General features: G+C 74.3%; 7 protein-coding genes. All 7 read right to left on the bottom strand.

The window, feature by feature from the left end:
- Positions 1 to 22 precede the first annotated feature (22 nt).
- From EAD96_RS03020 to EAD96_RS02990, 7 genes are read right to left on the bottom strand one after another with little or no spacing between them, the layout of a single operon-like run.
- The gene (locus tag EAD96_RS03020) at positions 23 to 3,310 is read right to left on the bottom strand and encodes a right-handed parallel beta-helix repeat-containing protein (RefSeq protein ID WP_233585384.1); all 3,288 of its coding nucleotides are present in this window, start codon (positions 3,308 to 3,310) and stop codon (positions 23 to 25) included.
- Positions 3,311 to 3,314: 4 nt separating this feature from the next.
- Positions 3,315 to 6,518, bottom strand: coding sequence for a hypothetical protein (locus EAD96_RS03015; RefSeq protein ID WP_121683184.1), 3,204 nt, complete (start codon positions 6,516 to 6,518; stop codon positions 3,315 to 3,317).
- 7 nt (positions 6,519 to 6,525) lie between these two features.
- Positions 6,526 to 7,881 carry a type VII secretion protein EccB gene (gene eccB / locus EAD96_RS03010; protein ID WP_121683183.1) on the bottom strand — a complete coding sequence of 452 codons (1,356 nt, stop codon included), beginning with the start codon at positions 7,879 to 7,881 and terminating at the stop codon, positions 6,526 to 6,528.
- Positions 7,882 to 7,887: 6 nt separating this feature from the next.
- Entirely contained in the window at positions 7,888 to 9,297 is a 1,410-nt protein-coding gene (gene eccD, locus EAD96_RS03005; protein ID WP_121683182.1) for a type VII secretion integral membrane protein EccD, read from the bottom strand.
- A gap of 13 nt (positions 9,298 to 9,310) precedes the next feature.
- Complete coding sequence (gene eccCa, locus EAD96_RS03000; protein ID WP_121683181.1) at positions 9,311 to 13,270, bottom strand: type VII secretion protein EccCa; 3,960 nt, start codon at positions 13,268 to 13,270, stop codon at positions 9,311 to 9,313.
- Positions 13,267 to 13,665, bottom strand: coding sequence for a hypothetical protein (locus EAD96_RS02995; RefSeq protein ID WP_121683180.1), 399 nt, complete (start codon positions 13,663 to 13,665; stop codon positions 13,267 to 13,269). The genes eccCa and EAD96_RS02995 overlap by 4 nt, the downstream gene beginning before the upstream one ends.
- A gap of 2 nt (positions 13,666 to 13,667) precedes the next feature.
- Positions 13,668 to 14,063, bottom strand: a complete 396-nt coding sequence (locus EAD96_RS02990) for a hypothetical protein (RefSeq protein WP_199733050.1) — start codon at positions 14,061 to 14,063, stop codon at positions 13,668 to 13,670.
- Positions 14,064 to 14,211 lie beyond the last annotated feature (148 nt).

The raw sequence follows: 14,211 nt of genomic DNA, 5'->3' as shown, positions 1-14,211 counted from the left end.
TCTGTGCGTTGCGGACGGGTGGTCAGCCGACGGCGGCCAGGCCGCCGAGCCGCTCGCCGACCGCCGGGCCGGGCGCGGCCAGGTCGGCGAGCGCGAGGGTACGGGAGCCGGTGCGCCGGGTCAGCGCCAGCGAGAACTGGTGGGCGGCGTGGACGGTGCGCTCGGGCAGCCGGCCGGCCATCTGCGTCAGCGCGGCCCGGACGTCCTCGGGCACCTCGTGGCCGCGCCGCACCAGATGCCGCAGTACGACAGCGGCCAGCTCGTCGGTGCTGAACTCGGGCACCGACCACTGCTGGCCGAACACCTCGTTCACCGCCGGCACCGCGACCCGCAGGCTCGCCAGGGCCGCCTCCTCGCCGGTCAGCACCACGACCGGATCACCCAGCCGGGAACGCATCCGGCCGACCAGCGCCTCGGCGATCTCCGGCGCGACACCGGAGGAGTCGTCGACGTAGTCGAGCTGGAGCACCCCGCCGGCCGCGTCGTCGAGGACCGCGTCCACCAGGCTCCCGGCCTGGCCGGGCCACTGCGGCGCCAGCTCCCGGCTCGTGCTCACCCGCACCAGCTGACCGACCGGCACCAGGCCCAGCTCCGACAGGCAGGCCGCGTACAGCCGGGCGTACTCGCTGCGGCCGCTCCCGGCCCGGCCGGCGAGCAGCACGTTGCCGGTGCGGCCGGGGCCGCGCCGGCGGTTGCGCCCCTCGCAGAGCTGCAACAGCGTCTGCCCGGCCGCCTCCTTGACCCGCTGGCCGCCGACCAGGCCGCAGATCCGCTTCCAGCTGCGGGCCGCGTTGATCGCGCCGGTCGGGTCGGTCGCCGCGTCGGGTTGCTCGCCCTGCTCGACCGGCAGGGCCTCCAGCAGCGCCAGCTCGGGTTCGACGTCGGCGGCGGTGAGCCGGTTGAGTTCGCTGTCCTTCGTGGGCGGCGTGGTGGCCAGCCGCGACGCCTGGTTGTTGATCAGGGCCTCGAACAGCTTGCGGGCCACCCGGCCGTTGCCGAAGGTGGCGTTCTTCGGCACCCGGGTGAAGTACGCGGTGAGCGCGTCCACCGCGTCGTCGGTCAGCTCGTAGTAGTGCTTGCTGACCAGGTTCGAGGTGATGGTGACCAGTTCCTCGACGGAGTAGTTCGGGAACTCGACGGTGCGGGTGAACCGGGACGCCATACCGGGGTTGGAGGCGAGGAACTGCTCCATCAGCTCGGAGTAGCCCGCGACGATCACCACCAGCTCGTCGCGGTGGTCCTCCATCATCTTCATCAGCGCGTCGATGGCCTCCTGGCCGAAGTCCGGCCCGGAGCCGCCCGAGCCGCTGGACAACGTGTACGCCTCGTCGATGAAGAGCACGCCGCCGAGCGCCTTGGTGACCAGCTCGGTCGTCTTGATCGCCGTGGAGCCGATGTACTGGCCCACCAGGTCGGCCCGCGCCGCCTCGACCATGTGGCCCTTGGACAGGATGCCCAGTTCCTTGAGCACCGAGCCGTAGAGGCGGGCCACAGTGGTCTTGCCGGTGCCGGGCGGGCCGGCGAAGACCAGGTGCCGGCTCATCGGCGGCATCGGCAGGCCCATCTGGAGCCGGACCTGCGACATCTTGATCAGGTTGATCAGCGCGGTGACCTCCTGCTTCACCCCGCGCAGGCCGATCAGTCCGTTCAGCTCGCGGAGCGGCTCGCTCAGCTCGTCCGCGCCGCTCTCCGCCGCCGTACCCTCGTCGCCGGTCACCGGGACCGGCGCGGCGGCCGGCGGGCCCGCGGGCGCCGGGGTGGTCTGCGGGCGGCCCACCGTCAGCGCCTCGGTGGTCACCGTGGCGCCGGGCCCCCGCCGGACGTCCTCGCCTCCGCTGTCGCGCACCACGCACCGGGTGAGCGCGACCGGCTCCACGGTGTCCACGCCGATGCCGGCCGCGCCGCTGCCGAGCACCTCCCCGTCGCTCACCGACCCCCGGGAGCCCGCCTCGAAGACGATCCCGTCGGCCCGGGCGTCGCGCACCCGGGTCTGCGTGACGGTGGCCGACCCGGTGACCCGCAGGCCGTCGCGGACCGCGCCGACGATCTCGCTGTCGCCGAGCTGGAGCGCGCCCTCGGCCAGCACGCCCGAACCCCGCAGCAGGGCCGCGCGCAACGTCAGGTCGGCGCCGGCGCCCACCTGGACGCAGGCCGCGCCGGTACCGGTGAGGCGGGCCTCGTGCACGACGCCCCGCGCCGGTCCGGTCAGCGCGAGCGCTGTCGCCTCGCCCGCGTCCACCACCAGGTCGGTGCCCTCCAGCGAGGCTCCGTCCTGAACCAGCACGCCGCCGCCCGTGGTGATCTCGGCGCGCAGCCGCTGGAGCACGACAGCCGACTCACCGGTGAGCACGGCGACGTTGTCGCGCGTGCCCCGCACGGTCAGCCCGAGGAACCGGGGAGCGCCACCGCTGACGGCGACGCCGACCGGCGCGTCCTGGACGGTGCAGTCGGTGAACGTCGGCCGGCCGCCACCGAGCACCTGGACGGCGGTGTGCCCGGCGCCGCCGAACGTGCAGTTGCGGAACGACGGCGACGCGCCCTCGGCGATGTGCGCCGACTGCACCGCGGCACCGGTGAACGTCGAGTCGCTGATCTGCACGTCGGCCTCGCCCCGGACGAAGACGTCGACGTTGCCGCTGCCGGTGACCGACAGGCCGCGGATGCGGGCCCAGGCGCGCTGCTCGACCACCAGGGCGGGCTTGCCGGCCCCGGTGATCTCGCACTGCTCGATCGTGAGCCGGGCGTCGCCGCCGGCGCACACGCTGTTCGCGCCGGCCGTACGCAGGCGGCAGCGGCGCAGCGTCAGGGCGCTCTGCTCCCCCGCCACGACGCTGCTCGTGGCGACGTCGTGGACGTCGGTGTCCTCGATCGTGCTCGACCCGGCCGACATCACCACCACGCCCGCGCCCGCCGAGCTGGTCACGTCGCAGCCGCGCAGCGCGACGGTGCCCTGCATGCGGGCCAGCAGCGTCACCCAGGAGGCGCCGCTGACCCGGCAGTCGTCGAGCGCCACCTCGCCCGCGTACACGTCGACCGCCGCCAGCGTCGTGTCGGCGCTGCTGAGCGTGATGCCGCGCAGCTGGGCGCCCTCGCCGCGCACGACGAGGACGCTGCCCTCCTCCACGTGCACCTCGACGGTGCCGGGCTGGACCGCGCTGATCGTCACCCGGTCGCCGACCACGAGCTTCTCGACGTACCGGCCGGGGTGGACGTCGATCGTGGCGCCGGGCTCGGCCCGGGCCAGCGCGGAGCCGATCGTCGGATAGGAACCCGGCTTCCGGTCGCCCACCACAAGAACCTGCCGACTCACCGCGTCATCCCTTCCGGTCCAGGCCGGGCAGCACCCGCAGGCGCCCGCGGGCCGCCGCTCCGATGCGTACCCGGGGCTCGGCCGTGGCCCAGCGGTCCACGCTGCGCCGCAGCGACGTGAGCGCCAGCTCGTCGAGCGACACCCGGTTGGAGTCGACCCGGCCGGTGTCGTCGATCTCGTTGGCGCCGATCTCCCGCAGCAGGACCGCGCCGCGCTCACCCGTCGAGGGCCGGCGCAGGTCCAGCACCTTGAAGTTCGTACCGGGCAGGAACAGCACCCGATCCTCGACGTGCTCGTCCCCCTCCGGCTCCAGCAGGCTGGTCCGGCGGGCGGTCATCGACCAGATCAGCACGTCGGTGTCGCCGTCCTCGGACGCGCACGGCTGGGTCAGCGCGTTGACGAAGCTCCAGTCGGTGACCAGCCGCCGGTCCTGGTAGAGCGCCCACTCCCCGGCGGTCGGCGACAGCCGGTAGACGGTGGTGCCCCGGAAGGACGGCATCCGGGAGACCCCGGCGACCACGCAACGCGCGAACGGCACGTGCGGCCCCTTGCGGCCGGAGCGCAGCCCGGCGTCGACGCCCGGTCCGCGGCCGGTCAGGTAGAGCCGCAGCGCGACCGAGTCGGCGAGCACGTCCTCGGTGGACACACCGGAGCCCTGCATGCCCGGGTGCTCGGACATGATCCGGGACACCGAGCTGGCCATCACGTCGAACTCGCGGCTGAGCGTGCGGCGCAGCCAGGCGCGCTCGTCGGCGAGCCCCTTCTTCTCCGACAGCAGCGCGCCCGCGCCGGCCGGGGGCACCGGCTGCACCCGTGCCTCGGCGGCCACCTCGGACGGCTCGGCGTCCTCCGCCTGCCCGGCCTGCCCGGTCGGCTCGGCGGTCTTCGCCGGCTCGGCTGCGTCCGCCGAGCCGGCCGCGGTTGTCTTCGCGGGCTCGGCGGTGTCCGCCGGGCCGGCAGCGGCGGGCGGGGCGGAAGGCAGGTCGACGGACGTCGACGGCGGGGCCACGACCGGCGCGACCGGCCCGGCCGCCACCGGCGGCGTCGCGAGCGCCTGGCCGAAACCGGCGGGCATGGTCGGCGGCGCCGGCTCGCCGAAGCCCGCCGGCATGGTGGGCGGCGCGGGGTACGGGTCGTGTCCGGCGTCCTCGACGGGTGCCGCCGAGGGCCCCGGGTCGGCGGCGGCCACCGGCCCGACGGCGACCGGTCCGGCCGGCCCCGCCGGTGCGACGGGCACGACGGGGGTGACCGGCTCGACCGAGGCGACCGGCCCGGCAGCGGTGGCCCGCTCGGCGGGAGCGACCGGCTCGCCGGGGACGACCGGCGGTGTGGGGGCGGCCACCACCACGGGCGCGACCGGCGGCGCTGTCGGCAGTGGCACCGCGGGCGGGGCCGGCAGCTCCGACACGAGCGACACCGTGGGCGGCTCGGGCAGGTCGGCCACGGGCGGCGCGGAGGGCGGCTCGGGCAGCTCCGACACGACCGGCGTCGCCGCCGGGAGTGGCACCACGGGCGGAGCCGGCCGCTCGGACACGACCGGCGGTGCTGCCGGAGGCGGCACCACGGGCGGAGCCGGCCGCTCGGATGCCGGTGGCACCGCCGGAGGTTCCGGGAGCGCGGACACGAACGGCACCGCGGGCGGAGCCGGCAGCTCGGACCCGAGCGGCGCGACCAGGGGCGGCGGCAGTGCGGGCGCGACCGGCAGCGGCACCGCGGGAGGTGCGGGCAGCGGCGGCGCCGAGGACGGCCGTGACGCGGGCGCCTGCTCCCGGTCGGCGGACAGGGCCGGCGCGGGAACGGCGACCACCACGCCGTCCGCGGCGGCCGGGGCGACCGGCGCGGGCGGGGCGACCTCCACGTACGCGGGCACCGGCACCGTCGTGCCCACCGCACGCATCTCGGCTTCGAGGTCGATGACCACCTCGGCCCGGCTGGCCGGTTTCGCGCCGGGCACCAGCACCGACGCGGGCATCAGGGCGCGGCCCGCGCCCGCCATGCCGTCGACCCGTGCGGCCAGGTCGACCGCCAGTTCCCGCATCCGGTGGGCGGTGGAGTGGACGGTGTCGTCGAAGACGAGCGTGCCGCTGCCCGCGTCGAGCATCGCGGACCGGACCTGCTCGGCGTTCTTCGGCTCGGCGGTTGAGCGTACCCAGAGGCCGGTCTGCACCACCTCGACCACCGCGCCGGGGGCGAACCAGTAGACCCGGGGCGCGACCTCCTCGGCGCCGGCCAGCGGCGGGCGGTGGCTGAGCACCGTGGGGCGGCGGGCCCGCGAGTTGGGGTGCGCCCGGGGCGAGTACGACAGTTCGAGCGCGTACGGCGCCCAGCCGAACGCGCCGTCCGGCAGCACGGTACGGATCTCGTACCGGTGCGGGCTGCCGATCGGCACGCCGGTGTAGCAGGTGACCTCGGTGTTCAGCAGGTCGGCGAGCGCCTGGCCGAACGCCTCGCCCTCGGGGATCCGGACCTCGCCGAACTGCACGAAGCGGACCCGCTGCCGGTTCTCCTCGTCGAGTCCGCGCCAGAAGCGCACCACGTCGTCCAGCGACAGCGGCGGCGTGCCGGGGCAGCCCAGCAGCACGGTCATGGTCTCGGCCTGGCAGGGCACGTACGCGGTGAGCCGCTGCCGTTGCGGGTCGACCACCTGCGGGTCTCGGTTGCTGTGGATCCAGACCCCGGCGGGGATCGGCTCGATCTCGGCGGTGGCGCTGGACGGCCGGGTGTCGATCGCGGCCCGGTCCCACCGCGGCGTCGGGTAGCGCTTGGCGTCCCAGGCCGGCGGCCGGCCGGGCCGGAACCGCACCCAGCCGCTGCCCGGTGCGGAGTGGACGAACAGCGTTCCGGCGGAGCCGCGTACCAGGTCGCCGTCCGGGGCGACGACGGTGCGGTTGAGGCGTTCGGAGAGCCACTGACCGGCCATCGCCGCGGAGTTGCCGTGCCGGCCGCAGGCGATGAGCCGGATGCCGCGGCGGCGGCGCGGCAGCACCCCGGCCATGGCCTCCCACGCGCTGATCGGCATGCCGTCGCCGAGGTCGAGCACGACCACGTCGTTCTCCGCGTCCTCGATCATGGACAGCGCCAGCGACTGGGCCTCGGGACTGATGGCGTCCTCGGCGTGCACCACCAGGGCATTGCCGACGGTGTGCTGGACGACGCCCTCGGGACGGTCCTTGCCGCCACCGAACAGGTCCCGGATCCGGGTTGCCATGATCGACCTACCCCACTTCTGCGGCCGCGAGGGCCCTCATGCTCAGCGCCGGTCCCTGGGGCACCAGCGCGAGCAGCTCTCTCGGGAAGGGAACGTTCACGACCCGGTCGAGCTTCAGCGCCCGTACCGCGTCCTGGTCGCCGATCGGGTACGCCTTTCCGTCGTCCGCGATGTACGTGGGCAAAGGTTGCGCCGCACCGGAGCCGACCGGCGCCGGGAGCACCGCCATGCCGCTGCCGGGCGCCAGCAGCACCGACGTGCGGCCGTCGGGGCGGACGCCGGAGCGGGCCGGCGGGACGAGCACGGCGGTGCTGTCGAACCGCGTCCCGTCCACCGGGCTCTGGCGCAGGCACAGCGCGTACGGGCCGGGCTCTTGCGGGGTGAGGCCGGTCAGGTCGGGCAGCCGGGTGAGCAGCGACCGGTCGGCCGACATCCGCGCGGCGGCGAGGCCGGCGGCGCTCAGCTCCACCGGCTCCTTCCCGGAGGTGACGGTGGCCAGCAGGAACTCGGTCCGGCTCAGCGGTGCGAGGCCGTCGCGGCGCAGCACCAGCAGTTGCTCCGCACCGGTGTCGGGACGCTGGCGGAACAGCGTGCCGATCGGGTACGTGCGGTCGCCGACCCGCCCGGAGCGGCCCTCGCCGGGGATCGTGGCCGGTGCCAGGTCCGGTCCGTCGGGCAGGAAATCGAGCCAGTCCTGCGGCGCGGGCACCTTGCGGGTGGTGGTGGCGCCGAGCGCGGCGAGCACAGCGGGGTCGGCGACACGGTGCTTGCGGTCGGCGGTCACCAGGTAGGTCGGCCCGTCGGCGGCGCGGACGACGGCGAAGCGGTCGGCCGGCACCGGTACGGCCTCGGCACGGGGGTCGAGGTTGATGCCGAGCCGGTCGCCGGGTTCGTCGGCGACGGAGCCGGGCAGGCAGGCCAGCCACGGGCCGGCGACCATCGACCCGGTGGCGACCGACTGGGGCGCGCCGTCGATGCCGATCGACGGTCCGCGCGGAACGTCCTTGATCGACTCCTTGGAGATGAGCTTGACGGTGGCGCCGCCGCCCTGGATCAGCATCGCCGAGGTGAGGTTCGGCGTCGGGCGCAGCACGCCGTCGAGGTAGACGTACCGGTTGCCGCTCTCCTTTTCCACCAGGATCACACCGCTGCGGGTGTACGCCTTGCTGCCGCCCGGGACGATCCACCCGTAGACGGCGAACCCGGCCACGACCAGGACGCTGATGAGCACGCCGAAGGCCAGGCCGGTGACGGCGCGCTGCCCGGGTATCTCCGCCGTGGACGGGTCGCCCTGCACCAGGGCCGAACTCAACCGGCCCATCATGAACTGGTGGGCGTGGACGTGGTCGCGCTGGGTCTGCACGGCCGGCTACCCGAAGAGTCCGCGGGCCCAGGCGTAGAGCCCGAGCACCTGGGCGAGCACCGGCAGCACGGCCAGGCCGGTCGCGACGTCCAGCCCGCCGGCCGTGTACTCCCAGAACGGCAGCATGCGTCGCGGCCACGGCCGCAGCGCGGCCATCACCAGCGGCACCAGGAGGGCGACGAGCCCGCCGAGCAGGACGTACCGGCCGGTCGGGGCGAGCTTGTCGGAGAACGTCAGGGCCACCATGAGGTAGCCGACGGTACCGGCCGCCACCAGGGCGACCCGCTGCCAGAACCCGAAGAAGGTACGCGAGCGCAACAGGATTGCACCCGATGTCACGAGCACGAGCGTCCACCCGGACCAGCCCGGCACCCGCATGGTGTGGTGCATCAGCACCGGCAGGACCAGCGCGGACGCGGTCATGCAGGCGGTCAGGTAGGTGTCCGCCTCGTCGGCGCGCGACTTGACCAGGTCGGAGTCCTCCGGCTCGATGTCGTACGACATGTCGGCGCCGGTCTTCGGCAGCTGCGGCCCGCGCAGCCGGGCCAGCTTCACCGCCGCCCGGGGCGCGATCACGATCAGCACCAGGATCACCGACACGGCCACCGCGGACACCTCCGGGGCGGTGAGCGCGAAGCCGTCGCCGGCCAGCAGCACGAGCACCACCATCGCGGCGGTCAGCGCGGCGATCAGCAGCGGGGCGAACGGCATGACCGGCGTGACCGTACGCTGCGCGATCAGCAGGAACGCGGTCACCGCGACGACCGCGACGGCGGCGGCCAGCCCGGCGGCGGCGTTCCAGGCCACGCCGTCCGGGTCGCCGTCGACGGCGCTGGACGCGGCGACGGCCGCGAAGAACGCCGCGCCGCCGCCGAACAGCAGCGGGAACGCGCCGTCGGTCTGCTGGCGGGCGCTGACGATCGCCGCGGTGAACAGGCCGGCCGCGAGCACGGCGCCGGCGACCACCTGGGGCAGCACCGGCCCCCGGTCCACGAGCACGGCGGCGATCAGGCCCATCGCCACCAGGGAGAGCACCAGGAACAGCACCCGGCGGTACTCCGGCTGCCACCTGTCGGCCCGCCGGTTGACCACTGTGGCGACGCCCTCGGCCAGGTCGTCGAAGTCGAGTTCGGGCAGCGGGTCCTGCGCCGGGCGCAGGTGCAGTTCCTCGCCCTCCAGCCAGTCCAGGCTCTCCGGCGTGCCGGACAGCTCGAACGGCGCCTGGCCGAGGCGTTGCAGCACCCACGACTCGTCGGGCACCTCGCCGTCGGGCACCCGGGCCAGGTCGGTGGTGTGCCGCACCAGCAGCGGCATCAGGTTCGCCACCGGCATCCGGGCCGGTACGGCCAGGTCGGCCCGGCGGGCCGGCCCGATCACCGTGATCCGGCACAGTTGGTCGTTCAGCGCTGCGGTCACCAGCGAGCCTCTCTCATCGGGCCGTGTCCGACACGAAACCGGTCTGCATCAGGCGTACGCCGCGCCGGGTGACGAGCTGGGCGCGCCCGGGCGGCAGTTGGCGGGGCTTCGCCTCGCCGAGGAACTTGCCCTCCTCCTTGGGGTAGGAGAAGAGCGTCGCGGGCGTGCCCAGCTCCCACATCCGCCGGATCACCGGGTCCATCATGGCCCGCATCGCGCCGGAGGTGCTCCGCGCGACGATCACGTGCAGGCCGATGTAGGCGCCCTGGGCCAGCAACGGCAGGAGCGGGTCGAGCGTCGAACCCATCCCGGTGCTCTTGGTCATCAGGTCGTAGTCGTCGACGATGACGAACAGCTCCGGCCCCTCCCACCAGTCGCGTCTGCGCATCCGCTCGGACGAGACGTCCGCCCCGGGCATCCGCCGGTTCATCGAGACCGACGCCTGGCCGGCCAGCTCGTGCATCTTGTCGCCGGTGAACGCGAACCCCACCTGGTACGCGGCGCCGATCGCGGTGTCCAGGTCGCGGCGCGAGTCGCCGAGCACGACCTTCGCCCGCTCCGGCGGGTAGTGCTGCTGGATGGACCGCAGGACGAGCCGGAGCAGGTTCGTCTTGCCGGTCTCGCTGTCGCCGAGGACCAGCATGTGCGGGGTGGTCATGAAGTCGTGCCAGACCGGGGCGAGACGCTGCTCGTCCTGGCCGATGACGAACTTGAAGTCGGACTCGGGCGGCGGCAGCGTCTCGACCATCAGGTGCGCGGGGAGCATCCGTACCGGCGGGGCGGCCGGGCCGGGCCAGAACGTGCCGATCTCCTCGACCACCGACTTGGTCGCCTCGGCCAGGTCGCCCACCTCGGAGCTGCCGTCCATCCGGGGCAGCGCGGCCAGGAAGTGCAGCGCGCCCGCGGTGAGGCCACGGCCGACCTGGTTGGGCACCGTGGCCGCCTTGCGGGAGCCGTGCTCGGACTCCATCGCGTCGCCGAGCCGCAGCTCCAGCTTCGTGCCGAGCAGGTCCCGCATCCAGGTACGCAGCTCCGACCAGCGGGTCGCGGTGACGATCACGTGCACGCCGAAGGACAGGCCGCGCGAGGCGAGTTCCTGGAACTTCTGCTCCAGCTCCTGGAAGTCCTGCTTCATCGTGTACCAGCCGTCGATGACCAGGAAGACGTGTCCGAAGCCGTCCTCGATCACCCCCTCGGCGACCTTCGCGAGATAGCGGGACATGGAATCGAGGCCGTGCCGCGCGAACTCGGCCTCCCGCTTCTCCATGACCTGGAGGACCTCCTCGACCGTCCGGACGACGCGGTCGCGTTCCATCCGGGTCGCGATCGAGCCGACGTGCGGCAGGCCGGCGATCGAGGCGAGGCCGCCACCGCCGAAGTCGAGGCCGTAGAACTGCACCTCGCGGGGCGTGTTCGCCAGCGACAGCGCCAGGATCAGGCTGCGCAGCAGCGTCGACTTGCCGCTCTGCGGGGCGCCCGCGATGCCGACGTGGCCGTCGGCGCCGTTCAGGTCGACCACCAGCAGCTCGCGCAGCTGCTCGGCGGGCCGGTCCACCACCCCCACCGGGACGCGCAGGCCACCCTGGACGGCCGGGTCGTCGATGGTCATGCCGCGTACCGGGTCGGGCAGCACGCTCGGCATGAGCGAGTCCAGGCTGGGCGCGGCGGACAGCGGCGGCAGCCAGACCTGGCGGGCCGGTGGGCCCGAGCCGGCGAGCCGGTCCAGCAGCACCTCGACCAGGCTCGGCCCGTTCGCGTCGGCGGCGGGCTCCTCGACCTGCTCGGCCGGACGCTCCGGCCCGGGGTCGTGGCGCACCGCGACCTGCCGGGTGGTGAACGGCACCACGTCCGCGGTCGGCTCGTCCCCGGCGTCCGCGACGCCGCCGCGGCGTCCGGTTCCGGTGTACGCCCCGGAGACGTACGCCGCCTTGAAGCGCACCAGGTTCGTGGTGTCCACCTTGAGGTAGCCGTTGCCGGGCTCGGGCGGCAGCTCGTACGCCGCGCCCACGCCGATCACCGACCGCGACTCCATCGAGGAGAACGTGCGCAGCGCCAGCCGGTACGACAGGTGCCCCTCGACCCGGTTGATCCGGCCCTCGTCCAGGCGCTGGGAGGCGAGCAGCAGGTGCACGCCGAGCGACCGGCCGAGCCGGCCGATGGACACGAACAGGTCCATGAACTCGCTCTTGCTGGACAGCAGCTCGCTGAACTCGTCCACGATGATCAGCAGCACCGGGAACGGCACGAGCTGGGCGCCGTTGCCGCGCGCCTTCTCGTAGTCGAACAGGGAGGCGTAGCCGCTGGCGCGCAGCATCTCCTGCCGGCGGGTCATCTCGCCGTTGAGCGCGTCCTGCATCCGGTCGACCAGCGGCAGCTCGTCGGCCAGGTTGGTGATGACCGCCGAGGTGTGCGGCAGCTTGTCCATGCCGAGGAAGGTGGCGCCGCCCTTGAAGTCGACCAGCACCAGGTTGAGGATCTCCGAGCTGTGCGTCGCGGCCAGGCCGCAGACGAGGGTACGCAGCAGTTCCGACTTGCCCGAGCCGGTGGCGCCGATGAGCAGGCCGTGCGGTCCCATGCCGCCCTGCGCGGACTCCTTCAGGTCCAGCTCGATGACCTCGCCCTCCTCGGTGACGCCGATCGGCACCATGAGGCGGTTGCGTTGCGGCGTACGGGTACGCCACAGCGCCTGCACGTCGAAGGTCATGGCGTCGCGGATGCCGAGCAGCGTGGTCAGCTCGAAGCTGGTGTCCAGCGGCTCGTCGGAGACCTCCAGCGTGCCGCTGGTCCGCTTCGGCGCGATGATCCGGGCGAGCGCCTCGCACTGGGTCTGGTCGAGCCCGTCACGCCGGGCCGTACCGGTCGTCGCGCCGGCCGGGAACTCCACCACGTCGTCGGTGACCGTCAGCCGCAGCACCTTGGGGCCGCCGGGCATCGCGCCGGTCAGGTCGAGCAGCACCACGTTGCGGATGCCCGCGCCGAGCAGGCGGGAGCTGTCCGGCAGGTCCACCAGATGCGCGACGATCACCAGGAGCGGCTCGCTGGTGGTGGGTCTGACGGCCCGGTCGTGGTCACCCCGGTCGGTGATCTCGGGGCCGAGCATGTCCATCAGCGCGTCGTGGCTGCCGGCGAACATCCGGACCGGGCCGGCCGCGTCGTACGCGGTGGGGTGCGCGTTGTGCGGCAGCCACTTGACCCACTCCCACGGCCCCCGGTGCACCTCGGCGGCGAGCACGGCGATCCGCAGCTCGTCCGGGGCGTGGAAGGTGGCGAGCTGCGCCACCATGGCGCGGGCCAGGTCGATCGCCGGGTCGATCGCGCCCTCGAACTCGACGCTCGTGAAGCTCGGCAGGCCAACCGAGGTGGGGATGCCGGACACCGTCCGGTACGCCTCGGAGAACCGCCGCAGCGAGATCGACGACAGCGGTTCGAGATCCTCGATCGGTTTGGTGGACGGCGGATCGAACTTCAGCATCGCCGTCTGCCGGCCGAGGCCGATGCGGACCCGGCCGAAGTCGTCGTGGCTGGGCCGGCGCTCCCACAGCCGGCTGCCCATCGCGATCGACCACAGCCAGCCCGGCTGCGGGTTGTTCCACAGCACGTGCCGGCGCTGCTGGTCGGCCGCCTCGCGGGCCTGCTTGCGCAGCTGCCCGATGTAGCGCAGGAAGTCGCGCCGCTCGCCGCGCATCTTGCGCTTGCGCTCGGCGGCCGCCCGGCCGATCTGCATGACGCCCATGAGCAGCATGCCGCCGGCCATCGCGCCGCCCATCACGTACATGATCGGGGTGCGGTTGTAGAGGCCGAACATGGCGAGCATCGCGCCCATGCCGAGGCCCATCGGCACGACCATCGCGAACGAGCGGAAGTCGAGCGGGGCCTCCTCCGCCATCAACGGCGGCTCCTGAAGCTCGATCGAGCCTTCCGGCGCCTCCGGGCCCGGCGCGCGCGGCGGGCGCTTGACGGTGACCGTACTCATCCGATCGTCCCCGCGTCGGCGCCGTCGCCGCCCCAGACGGTGCGCTCCTGGCGCAGCAGCTTCACCGCGTAGCGGTCGTTGCGGTAGCGCTCGGCCACCTTGACGTCGTCGTCCTCCTCGGCCTGGCGCTTCTTCTCCTTCTTCGCCCGCTCCTCCTCGTCCCGGCGGCGTCGCTCCTGCTCGGCCCAGAACGCCTCGGCGCGGGCGGCCGCCGCCTTCTCCTCCTCGGCGAGCGACGTCGTGAACTCCGCGTCGCTGACGCCGGGCTCGCCGCACCCGCGCATCTTCTCCAGGTCGGCGCCGAAGAAGTCGAACGTGCCGTCCACCGGCCGGGGCGCCTTCGCGGGCGCGACCCGCCGCCACACGGCGCGCGGGGGCTGCGGTGTCTCCGACATGGTCACCCTTCCCTGCCCTCGTCCGCTGACGGACCGGTCAGCCAGTCCGCGTCGCTGAGGTCGTCCCAGCCCGTCGTGTCGTCGGGGTCGTCGTCCGGGCGGACCAGCGGCACGTGGTCGTCGGCCGCCGGCCGGGCGCGGTCACCGCCCCAGACGGCGTCGTCCTCGCGCAGCCCGGCGGCGGGCTCCCGGCCCGCGCCGGGCTCGCGGTCGTCGTCGCGACCGGAGCGCCGGACCGTGCCGGTCCGGGCCGGGTCGTCGGGGTCCGCGCCGGCCGCCGCGCGGCCGGTCGTCTGCGGGCCGGGACCGGCGAGTCCGGCCACGGCGGCGGTGCCGGCCAGCCCGAGCGCGCCGGGGACCGCGACCGCCACCTCGCCCTCGGCCACGGCAGCGGCCACGCCGGCCTTCCGGTGCGTCCCCTCCGGACCGCCGCCTCCCGGCGGGGCCGGCTGGTTCCCCGGCGCGGTTGGGTTCCCCGGCGCGGTTGGGTTCCCCTGCGCGGACGGACTCGGCTGCGCGGGCTGGTTCGGCTGTGCGGGCTGGTTC

Source organism: Micromonospora sp. BL1 (assembly GCF_003667485.1).
In the GTDB taxonomy this organism is placed as follows: domain Bacteria; phylum Actinomycetota; class Actinomycetes; order Mycobacteriales; family Micromonosporaceae; genus Micromonospora; species Micromonospora tulbaghiae.
This window is presented reverse-complemented; position numbering and strand designations above follow the sequence as displayed.

Excerpts from the sequence above, each read along its gene's own strand:
- EAD96_RS03015 (WP_121683184.1), bottom strand. The coding sequence starts at position 6,518 with ATGGCAACCCGGATCCGGGACCTGTTCGGTGGCGGCAAGGACCGTCCC.
- EAD96_RS02995 (WP_121683180.1), bottom strand. The coding sequence starts at position 13,665 with ATGTCGGAGACACCGCAGCCCCCGCGCGCCGTGTGGCGGCGGGTCGCG.
- eccCa (WP_121683181.1), bottom strand. The coding sequence starts at position 13,270 with ATGAGTACGGTCACCGTCAAGCGCCCGCCGCGCGCGCCGGGCCCGGAG.